Below are 18,524 nucleotides of genomic sequence, written 5' to 3' on the forward strand. Positions count from 1 at the left end.
TTCTGCGGCCCCCGACCCTCCCGGCGGCTCTCCCCCATGCAGGACGGACGGCGCATGAGCGCGCACACCACCAGCCCGGTGCCCCCCACCGACGACACCCCCGACGCGACGACGGGCGACCGGCCCGGTGTCGGCCCCGCTGAGTTCGCGACGTTCCTGCGGGTGATGGACCAGGTCGCCGTCCTGCCGCAGGACCACCCGCAGCACGCCGCCGCACGCCGCGCCGCGTCGGGCCTGTTCAAGGCCGCGAAGAAGCACCGCCGGGGCGAGAAGCGTCGCCTCCTGGCCGAGGCGGACGCCGCGGTCATCGCCGCGACCGCGACCGGCAGCCCGGGCCGGATCGACGACGAGACGAACGGCATCCCGCTGTCCTCGTCGGCCACCGGGGCGATCGCGGGCACCCTGCTCAAGCCGCGTCCGTGCTACGTCTGCAAGGAGGACTACACGGTCGTCGACGCGTTCTACCACCAGCTCTGCCCGGCGTGCGCGGCGTTGCACCACGCCAAGCGGGACGCCCGCACGGACCTGACGGGGCGCCGGGCGCTGCTCACCGGCGGGCGCGCGAAGATCGGCATGTACATCGCGCTGCGGCTGCTGCGTGACGGCGCGGACCTGACGATCACCACGCGGTTCCCGCGCGACGCGGTCCGCCGGTTCGGCGCCATGGAGGACTCGGCCGACTGGATGGACCGGCTGCACGTGGTCGGGATCGACCTGCGCGACCCGTCGCAGGTGGTGTCGCTCGCGGACCACGTGGCCGCGCAGGGCCCGCTGGACATCCTCATCAACAACGCCGCCCAGACCGTGCGCCGGTCGCCGGGCGCGTACTCGCAGCTCGCGGAGGCGGAGGCCGCCCCGCTGCCGGACGAGGCCGCCGCGATGATCACGACCTTCGGCCAGACCAGCGACGCCCACCCGCGGGCGCTGGCGGGGTCCGTCAGCGAGCTCACGAGCCCCGCGCTGGCGATCGAGCGGGCGGCCCGCGCCGCGGACGAGCTGGTCGCGCAGTCCCTCACGGCGCAGGCCGCGAGCCTCGAGCGGCTCGTCGCCGGCACGTCCATCGACGCCGGCGGCCTGATCCCCGACGTCGCCGAGACCAACTCCTGGGTCGCGACGGTCGAGCAGGTCGACCCGATGGAGCTGCTCGAGGTGCAGCTGTGCAACCAGACGGCGCCGTTCATCCTCATCAGCCGTCTGCGCCCCGCGCTGGCCGCGTCACCCGCGCGGCGCACGTACATCGTCAACGTGTCCGCGATGGAGGGCGTGTTCTCCCGCGGCTACAAGGGCCCGGGCCACCCGCACACCAACATGAGCAAGGCCGCCCTCAACATGCTCACGCGCACCAGCGCGGCGGAGATGCTGACCGACGGCATCCTCATGACCGCGGTCGACACCGGCTGGATCACCGACGAGCGCCCGCACTTCACCAAGGTCCGGCTCGCCGAGGAGGGCTTCCACGCCCCCCTCGACCTGGTCGACGGCGCGGCCAGGGTCTACGACCCGATCGTGCGCGGCGAGGCCGGCGAGGACCTGTACGGCTGCTTCCTCAAGGACTACGCCCGCTCGCAGTGGTGAGAGCGATCCGGGACGACGACGCCGCGAGACCGGGCTGAGGCGGCGCATCCCTGGGGATGAGCGGGCTGAGCCCGGTCTCGCGACGGTCGCGCCTCACGGCGCGGGACGGCTCACTCGGTCGGCGGCTCGTCCTTGCCCGCCTCCTCGGCGGCGTCCGCCTCCTCCTTGGTCCGGTGCACCGCGCCGTCGGCGTGCTCCGGCGGTCCGTAGACCGTGTAGAGGATCAGCGGGTTCTCGCCGGTGTTGAGGAAGTTGTGCGTCCGGCCGGCGGGGACGACGACGAGGTCGCCCTGCGCGACGTTGCGCTCCTGGCCGGAGACGACCGCCTTCCCGGTGCCGGAGACGAACGTGAGGATCTGGTCGATGTCCTCGTGGACCTCCTCACCGATCTCCCCGCCCGGCGGGATCGTCATGATGACGAGCTGGCTGTGCTTGCCGGTCCACAGCACGCGCCGGAAGTCCGGGCTCTGCTGCGCGACGGTCGCGATCGTCCAGTGCTCCACGGGTGTCTCACCTCTCGCTGGGGGTCGGTGTCGCTGGTCATCCTGCTGCGGGCGGCGCGATCCCGCCTGCGGAACGGGTGGTCTGTCCGCGGATGTCCGCCCCTGCACGGGGTCGGTCACCGTGCGGCGCGGTACCGTCCCGTCCCGTGACGATGGAGCACGAGGACGGCGGCACCGCGCGGTCCGACGCGACGGCCCTGCTGCTGCGGCGCCTGCACGCGGCCGGGCTGACGGACGTCGTCGCTGTCGAGCACGCGGCGGGCGGACAGGCCGCCGTCGCGGGTCTGGCGCGCCGCGCGGACGGGACGTCCGTGTTCGTCAAGGGGTTCGTCGAGTCGCCGTCGGACGACGCGTTCGCCGCGGAGGCCGAGGGCCTGGATGCCCTGCGCACGCTCGGCGGGGCGGTGACGCCGCGGGTCGTCCTCGTCGCAGCCGACCTGCTCGTGCTCGAGCCCCTGCGCCCGCGGCCGGCCGACGCGGCGTTCTGGGAACGGTGCGCGCACGTCCTGGCCCGTCTGCACACGACGACCACGCACTCCCGGTTCGGGTGGCACCGCGACAACTGGCTCGGCCGGCGCCGCCAGGTCAACACGTGGCACGACGACGGGTTCGAGTTCTTCGCGCAGCACCGGCTGCTGCGGTGGCTGGACGAGCCCCGGGTCGCCGCCGCCCTGGGCACGGGCGACCGCGCGGCGCTGGAGCACCTGTGCGCGCGGCTGCCCGAGCTGCTGCCGGTGCGCCCGGCCTGCCTGGTGCACGGCGACCTGTGGGCGGGCAACGTCATGGCCACGGCCGACGGGACGCCCGCACTCATCGACCCGGCCGTCTCCTACACGTGGGCCGACGTCGACCTCGCGCACGTGTGGACGACCGCCCCACCGCCCGAGGCCGACCGCTTCTTCGCGCTCTACGCCGAGCTGACGGGCCTCGACGACGGGTGGCGCGAGCGGATGCCGATCGTCCAGCTGCGCCAGCACCTCGCCGTCGTGGCGCAGTTCGACGACGACTGGGGCGCGGCCGACGCCCTGCGCGCGACGCTCGCGCCGTTCCGCCGCCGCGCCTGAGGCGACGTCGTCCGTCCGTCCGGCGCGCGCAGCCGCCCCGCCACCCGCCCCGGGGTCACCGCCGGAGCGACCACCGCCGGCGGGCAGCGCGGGCCTCCGGCGCGGGGGCGTCCTCCAGCGACATCACGAGGTAGACGACCCCGGCGAGCACCGCTCCCGGCGCGGGCGCCTGCGGGTGCTCCGACGCGGCGAGGCACACGTCCGCCTCGAACCCAACGGTCCGCACGCGCGCGACGTGGAACGTCCCACCGGTGAGCGCCGTGCGGCAGGTCCGCGAGCGCAGCACCGTGCCGTTGAGCCGGGCGTACGCCTCGGCCCCGGCCGGGTCGCCGAAGACGCCGTAGGAGACGAACGACTCCGGGCCCATCCGCGGGGGCCAGGGCCAGCCCTGTTCCACGTAGTGCGCCGGCGGCTCACCGTGGTCCTCCTTGTCGGGGCTCAGCAGCGAGGCCGGCGACGAGCCGAACGCCTGCACGTCGGGGAGGACCTGGACCTGCGAGCCGAAGGCGACGACCGCGGCACGACCACCGCGCGGGGCGGACGGGTCCAGCAGGGCCGACTGCTCGACGTCCGCAGCGAGTGCGGTGACCTTCTCCCCGTCCTGCAGGACGTCGGCACTCCACACCTGCTGGTTGAGGTGGCCGAGCGACGCGACCTCCGCACCCGCCTCGGCCGCGAACGACGGTGTCACGGCGAGGACCCGCCGCTGCCGGTCGACCTCCAGGACGAGCCGGGCACCTCCGTCGTCCTGCCAGCGCATCACCGTGATGCCGTCCCGCTCACCGAGCGGCGTCGCGCCCGCCCCGGCCGCTTCCAGGATGCGGTCGAGGTCACCCGGTGCCGTGGCGTCCAGACCGATGCAGGTGAAGTTCGCAGCCATGGCGTGACAGTAGGGGTTCGCGGTCCCGCCGCGTGGGGGGTTTCGGCACCGACGCGCGGCGCCTACCGTGAGGAGGTGAGCGCCACCACCCCCGATCCGGGCGTGCTCGTGATCGGTCTGGACCCCTACCGGGCGCCCGGCCCCTGGGACCCGGAGCCGGTCGCGCGCGCGGTGGCCCAGGGGATGACGCGCTTCGACGAGGCCGGCGTCACCGCGGTCCGGTGCCTGGTCGCTCTCGACGGGAGCGACGACGTCGAGCAGGTCGTCACCGACGCGCTCCGGTCCCGCGCCTGGCAGGTGGTGGTGGTCGGCGGCGGCATCCGCAAACGTGAGGACCTGCTCGAGCTGTTCGAGCGCGTCGTCAACCTGGTGCACCGGCACGCGCCGCAGGCGGCGATCGCGTTCAACACCGTGCCGGACGACGTCTACGACGCCGCAGCCCGCTGGCTGGACTGACGTCCGCGAGTTCCCGACATCGGACTCGGGGCCACGTCAGGACGCCGGCCTCAGCCGTTGGTGACGCAGCGTGGCACCGGCCAGCAGCACGCCCCAGACCAGGAACCACGGCTCCCACAGCAGCAACCGCCACCGCAGGGCCCGGGCGGAGAGCACCTCGTCGGGCACGACGACGTGCGCCGCGACGAGCGCCACGGACGTCACCTGCAGCACCCCGTAGACGACGAGGACCGCCGCCCCCGCCCAGCCGAGCGACAGCAGGGGTCGTCGCGGCAGCCTGCGACCCCATGGCTGGACCAGCGCGAGGGCCAGCACCCCGCCCAGCACCTTGAGCACGAGCGCCACCGCGTTCGCGGAGAGCAGCGCCGGGTCACGTGCACGCCCGAGCCGCTCGACCGTCCCGCCGAGGGTGTCCAGGCCGAGCGTGCTGCCCGTCGCCCAGAGCAGGCTCACCGCGGCGAAGGCGAACGCGGCCACGACCGCGCCCCACGCCACCCACGCGGGCGGCACCCACGCCCGATGCTCCGGACCCATGCCTCGTCACGCTAGCCACGGCTGGTGCCGCACGCAGCGCGGGCGGCAGGTGACGACGCCCTCGCGGTCGACGTGGCGGGCGCCCCACCCCCGACCGTGGGACGATCCAGGCAGATCCGGACGTCTCTCAAGATGCTCAGCGTGCTGACTGTTGTCACTCTGGTGCCATGGAGACCATGAACCCCGCCGCGTCAGTCGGCCGCACCACGTCCCAGGACCGGGTCCGTCAGGTCACGGTCCTCGTCGGCGCCGTGATCGCCATCGTCGGTGCGACCGTCGGCTCGGGCGCGTTCGGCGGGCAGCCGATCGCCGAGGCCGCGGGCGGCTCCCTGTCCGCCACGGCGACGCCCGTGGCCCCCGACAGCCCCGCCTTCTCGATCTGGTCCGTCATCTACACGGGCCTGGCGGTGTTCGCGATCGTCCAGGCGCTGCCCCGCCAGGCGACCGACCGTCGGCTGCGCGCGATCGCCTGGTGGGTGCTGGCGTCGATGCTGCTCAACGCGCTGTGGATCGCGGTCGTCCAGGCCGGCTCGGTCGGCGGCAGCGACCTCGTCATCATCGTGCTGCTCGCGGTCCTCGCGACGATGTTCGTCAAGCTCGTCCGGACGGACCACACCACGACGCTGCCGTCCGTGGTGACGGACGTGACCGTCGGGCTCTACCTCGGCTGGGTGAGCGTCGCGACGCTCGCCAACACCGCGGCGTTCCTGGCGATCGCGGACGTCGGCGAGCTGGGCCTCGGGGCGACGGGCTGGTCCGTCGTGCTCGTCTCGGCCGCCGCGCTGCTCGCCATCGCGTACGGCGCCTACGGCCGCCGGCGCCCGGCCCTCGTCATCCCCGTCGGCCTCGCGATGGCCTGGGGCCTGACGTGGATCGGCATCGGACGCACCAACGGCCCGCTGGTCGACGAGACCGTCGCCACAGCCGCCTTCGTCGCCGCCGGCGTCGCCTTCCTGGCGCCGGTCGTCGCGACACTGACCGCCCGCCGCCGCTGAGGCGACGGGGCGACGGATCGCGCGGACGGGTCCCGGAGGGGGCGGCCCGTCCGCGCGGTCGCGTGCGCTGCGGACGCAGGTCCGCCGCGCCGGGCTGCGCTCAGGAGCGGAACGGGAACCGGAACGGGATGGGGATGCCACCGCAGCAGCAGACGCCGCTGACGTCGGACTGCGCGAGCATCGTCGCCGCCTGGTAGCAGGCCACGAGCTGCACGACGGCCGGCACCACCGCACGGGTGACCCCGCGGCTGCGCACGGCCTGCCGGACCACGCCGGAGCAGGACGCGTCGCCGTGGGCGACGCGGTAGGCACAGCTGAAGCCCTTGCGGGGCGAGACGGACCGCTGGTACGCGGCGATCAGACGGTCGACGGCATGAGCGGCAGGAGTCATCGCCACAAGGTAGGTCGGGTGCGCGCGGTGCGCGCGGCGAGCGCCTTGCCGCTACGGTCACCGCGTGGCCACCTACCCGGCAGCGGACGGCACCGAGCTCACGTACGACGCCCACGGCCCCGCCGACGCCCCCGTCGTGATCGCACTGCCGGGCGGGCCCGCGCGCGACCCCGCGTACCTCGGTGACCTGGCCGGCCTGGCCGGGGCCCGGCGGCTCGTCGTACCCCACCCCCGTGGCGTCGGCCGCTCCCCGCTGGACCCCGCCCACGCCTCGTGGTGGGCGCAGGCCCAGGACGTGCAGGACCTGCGCCTGCACCTGGGTGCGTCGCGCCTCGTCCTGCTGGCGCACTCGGCGGCAGCACGCCAGGCGCTGGGCCACGCGCTGCGGTTCCCGGGCCTGGCCGGGCTCGTCCTGGTCACGCCGTCGGCGGCGTCGCTGGTGGACGTCGCCTCCGACGCGGAGGCGGTGGCCGCCCGGCGCGCGGACGACCCCGTGTTCCGGTCCGCGGTGGCGGTGCTCGAGGGCGGCGCCGACACGTGCAGCGCACAGGCCTACGACGCGTGGCAGCGGGCGGGTGCGCCCGCCGGGTACGCCGCGTGGGGACCCGCGGAGCGGGAGCACGCCGCCGCCGGTCGGTGGCACCTGGCGGCCGCCCGGGCGTACCTCGCGGGACCGCCGCCCGACGACCTGCGTGCGGGCCTGCCGACGCTGACCGTCCCCACGCTCGTGGTCGCCGGCGCCGAGGACGCCCTCACCGGTGTCACCCCGGTCGCAGCGCTCGCCGCCGCGCTGCCCGCGGGTCGGCTCGCCGTGCTGGCGGCGTGCGGGCACTACCCGTGGGTGGAGCAGCCCGCCGCGTTCCGGGGCGTGGTCGACGGCTTCCTGGCCGAGGTGCTGCCCGGCTGACGGCCGTCGGCGGACGGTGCGACCACCCCCGGGACGGACCGACGCCGATCGACCACCGGTTCCGGCCCCACCGGGCACCGCCGGCCACTACGTTCTGGCCATGCTCCTCTTCCCGCGCCGCCGGCCCGCGCCCGTCCCGTACCCGACGGGCTCCCCCGAGGACCTGGCTGCGCGCTGGCTCCGCTGGGTCGCGGGTCAGGACTGGGCGACCTCGCCGGTCGCCGACCTCAACGGCGAGCACGCCGGCCGGGACCAGCCGGACGACGTCTGGTTCCTCGCCGGGACGTTCGGCGGACCGGTGCAGCGGGACTGCACGGTGCCGGCCGGGCGGCCGCTGTACGGCCCCGCGGTCAACATGTGGGGACCGGCGGGCGACGGTCCGCCGGTGCTGGGTGACGGGTTCGGCCGGATCACCGTGGACGGCGCGGACGTCGAGCTGCGGGAGGTCGTCGTCGACGCCGTGGACCTCGCGGGCTCGCAGGACAACCCCGTCACGCAGACCCGCCGGATCGTCCCCATGGCGATGTGGGGGCTGTGGGGCCTGGTCCCACCGCTGCCCGCCGGTCGCCACGAGGTCGTGATCAGGGGCGGCGACGGTCACGGGTTCACCGTCGAGGCGGCCTACACGCTCGACGTCGCCGCGGACTGACCGCCCGCCTCGATCGCGTCGAGGTCCCGCACCGCGTACCGGTGGTGCTCCCACTCCTCCTCGAGGATCGTGTGCAGGCACGACAGCGTCGTCTCGGGGTACTGCGGCGCCCAGGGGTTGCGGCGCTCCACCGCGAGGTCGTCGACCGTGACGTCGGCCAGGTAGTCACGCACCATGGCGACACGCTCGGCGCGGACCGCCAGCACGTCGTCGTACGCGGGGGTCCCCGGGGCGAACACCGACGGGTCGTTGCCGTCGGCCTCGTACTCCTCGTTCGGGTGACCGAGCGGGTGGAACGGCTGCTCGACGCCCAGCACGGCCCGTCGCAGCCACGTGTCCGTGGCCATGACCAGGTGACGCAGCGTCTGGGCGAACGACCACTCGCCGTCGACCTGCACGTCGACCGTGCCCGGCGGCATGGCGGCGGCCCGTGCGAGGGTCGCCTCCCACGTGCGCTCGAGCGCCGCCCACGCCGCGCGCAGCCCGTCGGGGTCGGATGCGCGGCGCAGCTCGCGCCCCGGGAACCGTCGGTCCAGCTCGGCGTCGACGAACGGCACGACGTCGACGCCGTTGACCAGCAGGCTCCCGCTCTCCACGAGCCACGGCGAGTCGATCTCGGCGCCGTCGACCTCGACGCCCCGCATGACGACGCCGGACAGGTCGGCACGCACGAACCGCGCCCCCCGCAGGTCGACGCCCGTGAGGTGCGCGCCGCGCAGGTCGTCGTCAGGTCCCGGCACGGTCATCCCGACCCCCTCGTCGTCCCGACAGTGCCCCGCGCCGTCCGCGGGCGCGCTCGCCCCTCACACGGTCAGCAGCACCTTCGTCGCCCGCCGCTCGTCCATCGCACGGTAGCCCTCGGCGGCCTGCTCGAGCGAGAGGGTGAGGTCGAAGACCCGTCCGGGGTCGATGGTCCGGTCCCAGATCCGGCGGATCAGGTCCGGCAGGAACCTGCGCACCGGAGCCGGCCCGCCGTGCAGGTGCACGCCGGAGAAGAACAGCTCCTGCCCGGGCAGGGTGACGTCGTGCGAGACGCCGACGTACCCGACGTGCCCACCGGGCCGGGTCGACCCGATCGCCTGCATCATCGACTCCTGCGTGCCGACGGCCTCGACGACGCTGTGCGCGCCCAGCCCGTCGGTGAGGTCCTTGATGTGCGCCACCCCCGCGTCGCCACGCTCCTCGACGATCTCGGTCGCTCCGAGCTCGCGCGCGAGCGCCTGCCGGTCGGCGTGCCGGGACATGGCGATCACGCGCTCGGCGCCGAGCTGCCGCGCCGCCAGGACGCCGAGCAGGCCCACGGCCCCGTCACCGACCACCGCGACCGTCTTCCCGGGCCCGGCCTCGGCGGCCACCGCCGCGAACCACCCGGTTCCCAGCACGTCGGACGCGGCCAGCAGCGACGGCACCAGGTCGGCGTCCGGCATGCCCGGCGTCGCGACCAGCGTGCCGTCGGCCAGCGGGATGCGCGCGTACTGCGCCTGGGTGCCGATCGACCCCATGGGCACCCGCTGCACGCAGTGCGACTGGTACCCGGAGCGGCAGATCTCGCACGTGCCGTCGGACGCGAAGAACGACCCGACGACGAACTGCCCCACCTGCACGTCGCGCACCTGCGGCCCCACCTCGCGCACGACGCCGACGTACTCGTGACCCATCCACGCGTGGTCGACGGCCTCGATCCCCCGGTAGGGCCACAGGTCGGAGCCGCAGATGCAGGTCGCGGTCACCTCGATGACGGCGTCGGTCGGCTCCTCGATCCTCGGCTGCTCCCGGTCGACGACGCGGACCTCCCCGGGTCGTTCCATGACGACTGCACGCATCGCGGCGCCCCCTGCCGGCTGGTGGTGGCGGGCCCGGACGGCGCCGCCGTCCCCAGCATGCGGAGGCGGGCCACACCCCGCACGCGCAGGGTCCGTCCGGTCGCCTCAGGCGGCCGGGAGCGCGAGCCCCGCGAGCCAGTGCCGCAGCAGCGCGGCGACCAGGTCGGGCTGCTCGTGCAGCAGCGCGTGGCCCGCGCCGTCGGCCACGGTGAGCGAGGCACGCGGGTAGACGTCGAGCAGCCGCACGGCGTCGGCCCACCCCACGGAGGCGTCGTGCCGGCCCGCGAGCACCAGCGTCGGGTAGGGCTGCGGTGCGTCGGCGTCGGGGGCGTCACGCAGCTCCCAGCGCCCGTACACCTGGCCGAACCCCTCCTCGTCGCACAGCCGGGCGCCGGGCAGCACGTGGTCCCGGTACGCCCGGGCGGTCCGGGCGGTGCGCACGACGAGGTACTCCTCGAACCCCGGCACGTCGGCACGGTCCAGCGCGTCCGCGGCACCGGGCTCGTCGTGCAGCACCCGGTGCGGCGGGACGTCCCGGGCCGTGCGGCCGGCCGGGCAGACGAGCGCGAGGCCGACGACCCGGTCGGGCCGCCGGGCGGCCACGGCGCGCGCCAGGTACCCGCCCAGGGAGTGCCCGGCGATGACGAACGGCCCGCCGCCGGTGACCCGGTCGACGAACCGCAGCAGCACCTCGACGACGTCGTCACCGCTGGTCAGGTGAGCGGGTGCGGCGGTACGACCGTGCGCGGGCAGGTCCGGGTAGACGCGCCGGACGCCCGCGAGGTCCGCGAGCGCGGGCTCGAGCGCCCCGACGACCTCGCGGTGGTCGACGCCGGCGCCGTGCAGCACCACGAACGGCACCCCGCCGCCGTGCTCGACGTGGTGCACGCGGACGCCCCCGACCTCGCGGTACACGCCGCCGACGCTAACCCGGCGCGTCCCGGCGTGCAGCCGCGGTACCGACGGGCGACGGCCCGGTAGCCTCGACGGACGTGAGCACCGTGCACCCCGAGGCCGAGCAGTTCCTGCGTGACTACCTGCGTTCGGCCACCCCGCAGCAGCGGCACACGTTCGTGCGCCGGGCCAACTACGACACCGGCGAGGCGCTGGTGCGCTTCGTGCTCGACGACCCGACGACGGACCGCGCCAGCGCACTGGCCGCCTACTGGATCCTCGGCGCCGGGTACTACTGCCGGTACGCGTCGGCCGACGAGGTCCCGGAGCCCGACCGCCCGACGTGGGAGCTGCTGCGCCTCATCGAGGAGCGCTACGCCGCCGGGTACTGGGCCGACCACGGCATCGGTTTCGACCCCACCGACGACGACGAGATCGACTGGACCGAGGGCGAGGGCGACGACCCCGAGCCGTACCCGGTGCCCGACCTCATGCTGCGCGCGGTGCCGGGCGAGCTCGTCGACGACGAGGACACCGAGGACGGCCTGCCGCTGGACGTGCACCTGCGCTACAGCGCACTGCTGCGCGGCTGACGCACCCGCACGGGCGGGCTCTCGCGGCGATCGACGCCTGAGTCGGACCGGCGGCCCGGCCGCCGGCCGACGCGGGAGCCTCGTGCGCGCCGGACGGGCCCCCGTGGAGTTCACTGGGGGTGCCCGGTGGTCGACGAAGGGGAGCCCGATGAGCGAGCCGGTGATCGACGTCCAGGGGCTGCGCAAGTCGTTCGGCCGGTTCCGCGCGCTCGACGGCCTCGACCTGCAGGTCGAGCGCGGGCAGGTGCACGGCTTCCTCGGCCCCAACGGCGCCGGCAAGTCCACGACCATCCGCGTGCTGCTCGGGCTGCTGCGCGCCGACGGCGGCACCGTCCGGCTGCTGGGCGGGGACCCGTGGCGGGACGTCGTGGCGCTGCACCGGCGGCTGGCGTACGTCCCGGGCGACGTCTCGCTGTGGCCCGGCATGACCGGCGGCGAGGCGATCGACCTGCTCGGTGCACTGCGCGGCGGCCTCGACGAGCGCCGCCGCGCCGAGATGGTGGAGCGGTTCGAGCTGGACCCCACCAAGCGCGGGCGGCAGTACTCCAAGGGCAACCGGCAGAAGGTCGCCCTGGTCGCGGCGCTGGCGTCCGACGTCGAGCTGCTGGTGCTCGACGAGCCGACCAGCGGGCTCGACCCGCTCATGGAGAACGTCTTCCAAGAGGTGCTCGGGGAGGCCAGGGCCCGCGGCGCGACGGTGCTGCTGTCCAGCCACGTCCTGGCCGAGGTCGAGACGCTGGCCGACCGGATCAGCATCATCCGCGACGGCCGGGTCGTGCAGTCCGGGACCCTGGCCGACCTGCGCGGGCAGACCCGCACGACGATCCACGCGACCCTCATGCAGCCGCTCCCCGTCCCCGCGCCGGCCGTCCTGCGCGACGTGCAGGTCGACGGCGCCCGGATCACCGCGAACGTCGAGACCCTGCGGATCGGCGAGGCGATGGCCGTGCTCACGGTGCACGGCATCCGCGCGCTCACCGTCGCGCCCCCGTCGCTCGAGAGTCTGTTCCTGCGGCTGTACGGCGACGAGACCACGCACGCGCGGGCCACCCCGACCCGATGAGCACCGCGACCGCCTCCCTCACCGGGACGCGCCCGCTGCTGCGGGCCGCCCTGCGGCACGACGGCCGCCTCTTCGCGCCGTGGGTGCTGGTCGTGACGTTGCTGTCGGCGTCCTCGGTGATCGTGTACCCGTGGGTCTTCCCCGACCTCGCCGCGCGGCTGGGCCTGGCCGCCGCTGTCGAGGCGAACCCCGCGATCGGCCTGATCTTCGGTCCGGCGTACGACCTGACGACCGTCGACGGGTTCAACTCCTGGCGCACGCTGGCCCTCGGCGGCTTCTTCGTGGCGCTCGGCGCGATCCTCACGGTCACCCGCACGACGCGCGGGCAGGAGGACTCCGGCCAGGCCGAGCTCCTGGCGTCCGGGGTGGTGGGACGCTCCGCCCGGCTGCTGACCGGTGTGGCCGTCGCGACCGTCGGGTCGTTCGCCGCGGGCCTCGTCGCCGGCGTCGTCACGGCGCTGTGCGGCGGTGCGTGGGAGGCGTCGCTGCTGCTGGGGGCGACGTACACGGCCAGCGGCTGGATGTTCGCCGCCGTCGCCGCCGTCGCCGCGCAGATCGGGTCCGACGCCCGGACGGCCAACGCCCTGGCCGTCGGCACCCTGGGCGCCCTGTTCCTCGCCCGCGGCTTCTGCCTCGCGCTCGACGCCCCGGCGTGGACGGTCTGGGCCAACCCGCTGGGTTGGACGCTCGAGACCCGGCCGGCCGCCGGCGACCACTGGGCCCCGCTGCTGCTCACGGTGGCGTTCACCCTCGTGGTCGTCACCGTCGGCTTCGCCCTGCAGGCGCGGCGCGACTTCGGTCAGGGGTCGATCGCGCAGCGCCCCGGCCCGGCGCGCGGACGCGTCCGCGGCCCGCTGCTGCTCGCCCTGCGGCTCAACCGGGCGCCGATCGTCACGTGGGCGATCGCGTTCCACCTGCTCGGGCTGGTGTTCGGGTACTTCACGACGTCGATCACGGACCTGGTGTCCGGCAGCACGGGCGTGCAGCAGGTCCTCGCGTCCGGTGCCACCACGCCCGAGCAGCTCACGGGCGCGTTCGTCCGCACCCTGCTCAGCCTGGTCGGGATCATCGCCGCCGTGCCCGGCATCCAGATCATGCTGCGGGTGCGCAGCGAGGAGGTGGAGGACCGCGTCGAGCCGGTGCTGGCCGGTGCGCTCCCCCGCGTCCGCTACTACGCCGCCCACGTCGCCGTCGCGCTGACCGTGATCACGGGCTACCTGGTGGGCGCCGGGATCGTCGTCGGCCTCATGGCCGCGCGCGCCGACCTCCCCGTCGGGTTCGTCGACGTCGTCCTGCAGACGCTGGCCACGGTCCCCGCGGTCTGGACGGTCGTCGCGGTGTCCGTCGCGGTCGTGGGCGCCCGGCCCGTCGTGCACCTGGCCGCGTGGGGCGCGCTGGTGGCGTCGTTCCTGCTGACGCTGCTCGGCCCCACCTTCGGGCTCGACGACTGGGTGCTCGGCATCAGCCCGTTCTGGCACGTCCCGGACACGACGGCCGCCGCCCCGGACTGGAGCGGGCTCGGATGGCTCACGCTCGTGACGGCCGGGCTGGTCGCCGTCGGGTTCGCCGGCTTCCGGCGGCGGGACGTGGGCCGCTGAGCGGCGGGCGCACGCCGCGGCCGGGCTCAGCCGCGCGCCTCGATCACCGCGAGGTCGCGCACCGCGTACCGGTGGTGCTCCCACTCCTCCTCGAGGATCACGTGCAGGCACGACAGCGTCGTCTCCGGGTGCTCCGGCGCCCACGGGTTGCGCCGTTCGACCGCGAGCTCGTCCGGTGTCACCGTCGCGAGCAGCTCGCGCACCATGGCCTGTCGTCCCGCGCGGACCTCCAGGACCTCGTCGTACGGCGGTGCGACCGCGGAGAAGACGGAGGGGTCGTTGCCGTCGAGCGCGTACCCGTGGTCCGTCTGACCGATCGGGTGGTACGGCTGCGCGACCCCCAGGACGGCGCGGCGCAACCACGTGTCGGTCGCCATCACCAGGTGGCGCAGCGTCTGGGCGAAGGACCACTCGCCGTCGACCGACACGTCGACCGCACCCGGCGGGAGCGCCGCCGCGCGTGCGGTGGTCGCCTCCCACGTCCGCTCGAGCGCGTGCCAGGCGGCGCGCAGCCCTTCGGGATCGCCGGCCCGACGCAGCTCCCGACCGGGGAACCGGCGGTCGAGCTCGGCCTCCACGAGCGGGATGACGTCGACCCCGTTGACGCGGAAGAAGTCCGCGTGCGGCAGCCACGGCGCGTCGACGTCCGCCCCGCCGATCTCGACGCCGCGCATGACGACACCGGACAGCTCGGCCCCCCGGAACCGGGCACCGGTGAGGTCGACGCCGACGAACGTCGCGCCGCGCAGGTCGTCGGACCGGTCGAACGTCGCCATGACGTCTCCTCGTCGCCGTCGGTCCGACGACCGTAACCGGCGCGCCCCACCGCCGGGAAGCCTCTGTCCGCAGGGGTGGACCTGGCACGCTCAGCCGGGTGTCGAAAGCGCGCGGCCCCGTGCGTCACCGTGTCGAGACGCTCCGCACGGGGCGTGACCAGCACCCGGAGGTCCCCGTGGCCCGTTACCTCATGTCCGTGATCGACGACGCGACCGGCACCGCGACAGCGGCGGAGATCGCGTCCATCGACGAGTACAACGACCGCCTGGTCGCGGCCGACCAGTGGGTCCTCGCCGGCGGCCTCGCCGCACCCTGGGCGTCGACGGTCGTCGACGCGACCAGCGACGGCCCGCCGCTGCGGACCGACGGCCCGTTCCTCGAGACCACCGAGTACGTCGCCGGGTTCTGGGTCGTCGAGGCCGTCGACCACGCCACGGCGCTCGGGCTGGCGACCGACGCGTCGCGGGCGTGCGGACGGCGCGTCGAGCTGCGTCCGTTCCTCTGACGGTGGGCCCGGTCGGACCGGATCGTCAGCGGCAGCCGACGCGCTCGGTGTCGAGCGTGATGTCGTCGACCCACACGTCGTAGGCGCCCGGCGTCGACCCGCCCTGGTAGAGCTGCCAGCCGATCCGCACGGTGTCCGCGGTCGGCAGGACGAAGTCGACGTCGGCGCCGCCGTGCTCGGTCGTCGTGACCGTCAGGTCCGGCTGCGGCACGCCGTCGAACCACACGGCGACCCGGTTCTCCGGGGCGTACCACTCGAACTCCACGCACTGCCAGCGGTCCTCGACCGTGGGCGCGGACTCCTGCCAGCTCGTCCAGTCGCCCGTCGGCCCGCCGTCGGCGCCGACGCCCCAGAACGTCGCGTCGGGGCCGACCGTGGGCGCGAACTGCCCGCCGAGCGGTCGGACGATCTCCTCGCTGCCCGAGCCGGTGACCTCGACCAGCGTGAAGTGCGCCCAGTCGGGGGCCGTCGGGAAGTCGTCGACCTTGATCCGCAGCCGGCCGTAGAACGTGTTGCCCGGCGCCGCGAAGTCCGTGACCTCGAGGAACGCCTGCCCGTTGTCCTCGGTGTGCACGCGCATCACCTTCCCGGCGCGGCCCGCCCGCTCCACGGACAGCGCGCCGCGGCGGGTGTCGACGCCCCAGTCCAGGCTCACCGGGCCGCCCAGCGGCTGGGACTCGAAGTCCTCGCAGAACAGCGCGTCGGTGCGCGAGCACGGGCCGCGCTGACCCGGCCCGTGCCCGTGCCCCTGCCCACCCCCGGCGGACGCGACCGGCGCCAGGACGAACGTGGTCGCGGCGACCGCCACGACGGTGACCAGGGTCCGGATCGTCCTCATGCGCGCACCAGCCGTTCCGTCGGGGTGTGGGTCCCCGGATGCTAGGCAGCGCGGGAGCCCGCAGTCCCGTCCCGAAACGATTGGCCCCCACAACCCGCGCGTGCGGGCGGGCCGGTACCGGCCTGCCGGTCCGGGCTCGGGGTTGATCGCAGTCGAGACCCGGAGGACGCTCGGGGGGTGGACGACGTCGTCGCGTGGCTCCTCGACTCCGACCCCGCGCTGCGCTGGCAGGTGCTGGACGACCTGGCCGACGCCACGCCCGGTGAGGTCGCCCATGAGCGTGCCCGCGTCGCGCACGAGGGCTGGGGCGCTCGGCTGCTGGCCGCGCAGGACCCCGACGGCCGGTGGGGCGGGGGCACGTTCTTCCCCGAGTGGGTCTCCACCGAGGCGACGCTGCGGCTGCTGCGGACGTTCGGGCTGGACCCGGAGAGCCCGCAGGCGCACCGTGCCCTGGCGCCGGTGCACGAGGCGGCGCGCTGGGAGTACGACCCGACGATGCGGTTCTTCGACGGCGAGGTCGAGCCCTGCATCAACGGGCGCACGGTGGCGACCGGCGCGTACTTCGGGCAGGACGTGCGCGGCGTCGTCGACCGGCTCCTGGGTGAGCAGATGGCCGACGGCGGCTGGAACTGCGAGCAGGAGAACGGGTCGACCCGCGGCTCCTTCGACACGACGATCAACGTGCTCGAAGGGCTGGCCGAGTACGAGCAGCGCGTCTCGGCCGACCCCGCGGTCACCGAGGCCCGCGTGCGCGGCGAGGAGTACCTGCTGGACCGGCACCTGCTGCGGCGGCTGTCCGACGGGCGGGTGGGCCAGGAGCGCTGGCAGCACCTGGCCTTCCCGCACGGCTGGTACTACGACGTCGGACGCGCGCTGGACCACCTGCGCCGCACGCGCCCGGCCCCCGACGAGCGCGCGGCGGAGGCGCTCGACCTGCTCGCGTCGAAGCGCGGCGACGACGGCCGCTGGCGCCTGGAGCAGCGGCACCACGACCGCCTGCTCGTCGACCTCGGGGAGGACGAGGGCGCCCCGAGCAGGTGGCTCACGCTGCTCGCCCTGCGGGTGCTGCGGTGGGCCGACGGCTCGGTGGCCGACGCCCCCGGATCTGCCGCACCCGGCGGGGCGGACGCCCCGGGCGCGACACCGCGAACCGCGACGGAACCGTCCCGCACCAGCGCACCGGAGGACGCATGAGCACCTGGGCACCCGATGACCTGGCACGGCTCGGCGACGCGGAGGAGCTGCAGCTCGCGTCGTACCGCCCCGACGGGACGCTGCGCCCGTACGTGACGATCTGGTGCGTGCGGGCCGGTGACGACCTGTACGTGCGGTCCGCCTACGGGCCGGGCAACGGGTGGTTCCGGCGCGCGCGGGCCTCGGGCAGCGGGCGGGTCCGCGCCGGCGGTGTCGAGAAGGACGTGGCGTTCGAACCGGCGCCACCCGACGTGCACGCGGCCCTCGACGCGGCCTATCACGCGAAGTACGACGCGCACGGGCCGGCGATCGTCGGGACGGTCGTCGGGCCCCAGGTGGTGGACGTGACGCTGCGGGTCGTCCCGCGCGACTGACCCGGCAGCCCGCACCGGGTGCGTCGCGCCCGGTCGGTCACGCCTGGTCCGTCATCGCCCGGTCAGTCGTCGCGTGGACCCGCTTGCCAGGGGTTCCGCTCGTCCGTCGCCGTCGGTCGCGCCGCGACGCCCACGGCGTAGGTGGGCCGGCCCCGGCCGTCGACCGTGCCCAGGTACTCGTGCCCCGTCATGTGGCACCAGACGGGCAGGTCGATCGGTGCCACGGGGTCGCTCGTCACCAGGTGCACGACCGCGCCGGCGGGCAGCGTCGCGACGCGGTCACGCAGCAGGAGCAGCAGCCGCGCGCACCCGAGGTCCCCGCCGTCGATGGTCAGCACGTCCCCCGCCTCGGCCACGGGCGCGAGCGTACCCGGCAGCGAGCGACGGTCCTGGTCGGGTGGCTGTGCGGAGCCCGACCCGAAACTTGCGAGCGCACACGGCGCTCCCGAGCGCTCTGCCGAGACCTCACCGGGTGAAGGACGGAAACGATTAACCCTCTCACCCGACGGTGATGGGTCACGCTCCCACGCTGCAGACTGCGGCGATAACGGTATCGACCGGCTCGTACCGGTCGAACCGCCGTGGCAGGTTCAGCGGCCCCCGCGAGGGAGCGCGGTCCGCACCGCCTGACACCTCCACCCTCACGCACTGGAGCGCCTCCTGATGACCGACACTTTCGCCCCTGCTCGACCCTCGACCCGGCGCCGCTCGTTGCGCGCCGCCCTCGGCACCGTCGCCGTCGGCGCGCTCGTGGCCGGCACCGTCGCCCTGGCCACCCCGGCCTCGGCGGCCACGATCACCACGAACCAGACCGGCACCAGCGGCGGCTACTGGTTCTCGTTCTGGACCGACAGCCCCGGCACCGTGTCCTCCGGCATGAACGACGGCGGCAACTACACGACGCAGTGGCA

The 18,524-nt window shown here is 74.9% G+C and carries 22 protein-coding genes and 1 pseudogene; 13 read left to right on the plus strand and 10 right to left on the minus strand.

The features are described from left to right. The first annotated feature begins 54 nt into the window (after nucleotides 1-54). On the plus strand, nucleotides 55-1,575 hold the full coding sequence (locus J1G43_RS18345) for an SDR family NAD(P)-dependent oxidoreductase (protein ID WP_207371164.1): 1,521 nt from the start codon (nucleotides 55-57) through the stop codon (nucleotides 1,573-1,575). Between the two features lie 110 nt (nucleotides 1,576-1,685). Here the strand turns inward: J1G43_RS18345 and J1G43_RS18350 are convergent, their stop codons facing one another. Beyond that, nucleotides 1,686-2,078, minus strand: coding sequence for a cupin domain-containing protein (locus J1G43_RS18350; protein WP_207341739.1), 393 nt, complete (start codon nucleotides 2,076-2,078; stop codon nucleotides 1,686-1,688). 152 nt (nucleotides 2,079-2,230) lie between these two features. On the opposite strand from J1G43_RS18350, the gene J1G43_RS18355 reads away from it, so the two are divergent. Continuing rightward, a complete protein-coding gene (locus tag J1G43_RS18355) occupies nucleotides 2,231-3,142 on the plus strand; it encodes a fructosamine kinase family protein (RefSeq protein ID WP_207379057.1) in 912 nt (303 codons plus the stop codon). A 55-nt stretch (nucleotides 3,143-3,197) separates the two neighbouring features. Here the strand turns inward: J1G43_RS18355 and J1G43_RS18360 are convergent, their stop codons facing one another. Beyond that, nucleotides 3,198-4,022, minus strand: coding sequence for a hypothetical protein (locus J1G43_RS18360; protein ID WP_207371165.1), 825 nt, complete (start codon nucleotides 4,020-4,022; stop codon nucleotides 3,198-3,200). Between the two features lie 75 nt (nucleotides 4,023-4,097). Between J1G43_RS18360 and J1G43_RS18365 the strand changes: the two genes are divergently transcribed. Then, the gene (locus J1G43_RS18365) at nucleotides 4,098-4,478 is read left to right on the plus strand and encodes a hypothetical protein (RefSeq protein ID WP_207341737.1); all 381 of its coding nucleotides are present in this window, start codon (nucleotides 4,098-4,100) and stop codon (nucleotides 4,476-4,478) included. 36 nt (nucleotides 4,479-4,514) lie between these two features. Here J1G43_RS18365 and J1G43_RS18370 read toward each other — a convergent pair whose 3' ends face one another. Then, nucleotides 4,515-5,012: a DUF3995 domain-containing protein gene (locus J1G43_RS18370; RefSeq protein WP_207341736.1), complete on the minus strand. Its 498-nt coding sequence runs from the start codon at nucleotides 5,010-5,012 to the stop codon at nucleotides 4,515-4,517. Nucleotides 5,013-5,179: 167 nt separating this feature from the next. Here J1G43_RS18370 and J1G43_RS18375 point away from each other — a divergent pair, with 167 nt between their 5' ends. Beyond that, nucleotides 5,180-6,007, plus strand: coding sequence for a TspO/MBR family protein (locus J1G43_RS18375; protein WP_242635975.1), 828 nt, complete (start codon nucleotides 5,180-5,182; stop codon nucleotides 6,005-6,007). Between the two features lie 100 nt (nucleotides 6,008-6,107). Here the strand turns inward: J1G43_RS18375 and yidD are convergent, their stop codons facing one another. After that, complete coding sequence (yidD, locus tag J1G43_RS18380) at nucleotides 6,108-6,398, minus strand: membrane protein insertion efficiency factor YidD (RefSeq protein ID WP_207341735.1); 291 nt, start codon at nucleotides 6,396-6,398, stop codon at nucleotides 6,108-6,110. Nucleotides 6,399-6,462: 64 nt separating this feature from the next. Between yidD and J1G43_RS18385 the strand changes: the two genes are divergently transcribed. Next, the gene (locus J1G43_RS18385) at nucleotides 6,463-7,305 is read left to right on the plus strand and encodes an alpha/beta fold hydrolase (protein WP_207379041.1); all 843 of its coding nucleotides are present in this window, start codon (nucleotides 6,463-6,465) and stop codon (nucleotides 7,303-7,305) included. A 100-nt stretch (nucleotides 7,306-7,405) separates the two neighbouring features. Continuing rightward, a complete protein-coding gene (locus J1G43_RS18390) occupies nucleotides 7,406-7,954 on the plus strand; it encodes a hypothetical protein (protein WP_207379042.1) in 549 nt (182 codons plus the stop codon). Here J1G43_RS18390 and J1G43_RS18395 read toward each other — a convergent pair. From J1G43_RS18395 to J1G43_RS18405, 3 genes are all read right to left on the minus strand, one after another. After that, on the minus strand, nucleotides 7,927-8,700 hold the full coding sequence (locus J1G43_RS18395; RefSeq protein ID WP_207379043.1) for a DinB family protein: 774 nt from the start codon (nucleotides 8,698-8,700) through the stop codon (nucleotides 7,927-7,929). The two genes, J1G43_RS18390 and J1G43_RS18395, sit on opposite strands and share 28 nt — an antisense overlap. 57 nt (nucleotides 8,701-8,757) lie before the next feature. Next, nucleotides 8,758-9,777, minus strand: a complete 1,020-nt coding sequence (locus J1G43_RS18400) for a zinc-dependent alcohol dehydrogenase family protein (protein ID WP_207379044.1) — start codon at nucleotides 9,775-9,777, stop codon at nucleotides 8,758-8,760. Nucleotides 9,778-9,882: 105 nt separating this feature from the next. After that, entirely contained in the window at nucleotides 9,883-10,692 is an 810-nt protein-coding gene (locus J1G43_RS18405) for an alpha/beta fold hydrolase (RefSeq protein WP_207341730.1), read from the minus strand. A 77-nt stretch (nucleotides 10,693-10,769) separates the two neighbouring features. On the opposite strand from J1G43_RS18405, the gene J1G43_RS18410 reads away from it, so the two are divergent. The 3 genes from J1G43_RS18410 to J1G43_RS18420 all read left to right on the plus strand — a co-directional run bounded on the left by J1G43_RS18410 (nucleotide 10,770) and on the right by J1G43_RS18420 (nucleotide 13,925). Beyond that, a complete protein-coding gene (locus J1G43_RS18410; RefSeq protein ID WP_207371172.1) occupies nucleotides 10,770-11,264 on the plus strand; it encodes a DUF4274 domain-containing protein in 495 nt (164 codons plus the stop codon). Between the two features lie 148 nt (nucleotides 11,265-11,412). Beyond that, nucleotides 11,413-12,327, plus strand: coding sequence for an ABC transporter ATP-binding protein (locus J1G43_RS18415; RefSeq protein ID WP_207379045.1), 915 nt, complete (start codon nucleotides 11,413-11,415; stop codon nucleotides 12,325-12,327). Continuing rightward, complete coding sequence (locus J1G43_RS18420) at nucleotides 12,324-13,925, plus strand: ABC transporter permease (protein WP_207379046.1); 1,602 nt, start codon at nucleotides 12,324-12,326, stop codon at nucleotides 13,923-13,925. Before J1G43_RS18415 ends, J1G43_RS18420 begins: the two co-directional genes overlap by 4 nt. A 26-nt stretch (nucleotides 13,926-13,951) precedes the next feature. Here J1G43_RS18420 and J1G43_RS18425 read toward each other — a convergent pair whose 3' ends face one another. Continuing rightward, nucleotides 13,952-14,701 carry a DinB family protein gene (locus tag J1G43_RS18425; RefSeq protein ID WP_207371173.1) on the minus strand — a complete coding sequence of 250 codons (750 nt, stop codon included), beginning with the start codon at nucleotides 14,699-14,701 and terminating at the stop codon, nucleotides 13,952-13,954. Nucleotides 14,702-14,877: 176 nt separating this feature from the next. Here J1G43_RS18425 and J1G43_RS18430 point away from each other — a divergent pair, with 176 nt between their 5' ends. Then, nucleotides 14,878-15,207, plus strand: coding sequence for a YciI family protein (locus J1G43_RS18430; RefSeq protein WP_249670692.1), 330 nt, complete (start codon nucleotides 14,878-14,880; stop codon nucleotides 15,205-15,207). A gap of 25 nt (nucleotides 15,208-15,232) precedes the next feature. Here J1G43_RS18430 and J1G43_RS18435 read toward each other — a convergent pair whose 3' ends face one another. Continuing rightward, entirely contained in the window at nucleotides 15,233-16,045 is an 813-nt protein-coding gene (locus J1G43_RS18435; RefSeq protein ID WP_207379047.1) for a hypothetical protein, read from the minus strand. Between the two features lie 177 nt (nucleotides 16,046-16,222). Between J1G43_RS18435 and J1G43_RS18440 the strand changes: the two genes are divergently transcribed. After that, the gene (locus J1G43_RS18440; RefSeq protein ID WP_307859660.1) at nucleotides 16,223-17,239 is read left to right on the plus strand and encodes a hypothetical protein; all 1,017 of its coding nucleotides are present in this window, start codon (nucleotides 16,223-16,225) and stop codon (nucleotides 17,237-17,239) included. Continuing rightward, nucleotides 17,236-17,613, plus strand: coding sequence for a DUF2255 family protein (locus tag J1G43_RS18445; protein WP_207341724.1), 378 nt, complete (start codon nucleotides 17,236-17,238; stop codon nucleotides 17,611-17,613). The genes J1G43_RS18440 and J1G43_RS18445 overlap by 4 nt, the downstream gene beginning before the upstream one ends. A 62-nt stretch (nucleotides 17,614-17,675) precedes the next feature. On the opposite strand, the gene J1G43_RS18450 is transcribed toward J1G43_RS18445, so the two are convergent. Continuing rightward, entirely contained in the window at nucleotides 17,676-17,969 is a 294-nt protein-coding gene (locus J1G43_RS18450) for a sulfurtransferase TusA family protein (protein ID WP_307859661.1), read from the minus strand. Between the two features lie 307 nt (nucleotides 17,970-18,276). On the opposite strand from J1G43_RS18450, the pseudogene J1G43_RS18455 reads away from it, so the two are divergent. Further along, nucleotides 18,277-18,524, plus strand: a pseudogene (locus J1G43_RS18455) (hypothetical protein); the annotation flags it as partial.

Origin of the sequence: Cellulomonas sp. zg-ZUI22 (genome assembly GCF_017353535.1) — a bacterium.
In the GTDB taxonomy this organism is placed as follows: Bacteria; Actinomycetota; Actinomycetes; order Actinomycetales; family Cellulomonadaceae; genus Cellulomonas; species Cellulomonas wangleii.

Excerpts from the sequence above, each read along its gene's own strand:
- J1G43_RS18345 (WP_207371164.1), top strand. The coding sequence starts at position 55 with ATGAGCGCGCACACCACCAGCCCGGTGCCCCCCACCGACGACACCCCC.
- J1G43_RS18355 (WP_207379057.1), top strand. The coding sequence starts at position 2,231 with ATGGAGCACGAGGACGGCGGCACCGCGCGGTCCGACGCGACGGCCCTG.
- J1G43_RS18360 (WP_207371165.1), bottom strand. The coding sequence starts at position 4,022 with ATGGCTGCGAACTTCACCTGCATCGGTCTGGACGCCACGGCACCGGGT.
- J1G43_RS18370 (WP_207341736.1), bottom strand. The coding sequence starts at position 5,012 with ATGGGTCCGGAGCATCGGGCGTGGGTGCCGCCCGCGTGGGTGGCGTGG.
- J1G43_RS18375 (WP_242635975.1), top strand. The coding sequence starts at position 5,180 with ATGGAGACCATGAACCCCGCCGCGTCAGTCGGCCGCACCACGTCCCAG.
- yidD (WP_207341735.1), bottom strand. The coding sequence starts at position 6,398 with ATGACTCCTGCCGCTCATGCCGTCGACCGTCTGATCGCCGCGTACCAG.
- J1G43_RS18390 (WP_207379042.1), top strand. The coding sequence starts at position 7,406 with ATGCTCCTCTTCCCGCGCCGCCGGCCCGCGCCCGTCCCGTACCCGACG.
- J1G43_RS18395 (WP_207379043.1), bottom strand. The coding sequence starts at position 8,700 with ATGACCGTGCCGGGACCTGACGACGACCTGCGCGGCGCGCACCTCACG.
- J1G43_RS18400 (WP_207379044.1), bottom strand. The coding sequence starts at position 9,777 with ATGCGTGCAGTCGTCATGGAACGACCCGGGGAGGTCCGCGTCGTCGAC.
- J1G43_RS18415 (WP_207379045.1), top strand. The coding sequence starts at position 11,413 with ATGAGCGAGCCGGTGATCGACGTCCAGGGGCTGCGCAAGTCGTTCGGC.
- J1G43_RS18420 (WP_207379046.1), top strand. The coding sequence starts at position 12,324 with ATGAGCACCGCGACCGCCTCCCTCACCGGGACGCGCCCGCTGCTGCGG.
- J1G43_RS18425 (WP_207371173.1), bottom strand. The coding sequence starts at position 14,701 with ATGGCGACGTTCGACCGGTCCGACGACCTGCGCGGCGCGACGTTCGTC.
- J1G43_RS18435 (WP_207379047.1), bottom strand. The coding sequence starts at position 16,045 with ATGAGGACGATCCGGACCCTGGTCACCGTCGTGGCGGTCGCCGCGACC.
- J1G43_RS18445 (WP_207341724.1), top strand. The coding sequence starts at position 17,236 with ATGAGCACCTGGGCACCCGATGACCTGGCACGGCTCGGCGACGCGGAG.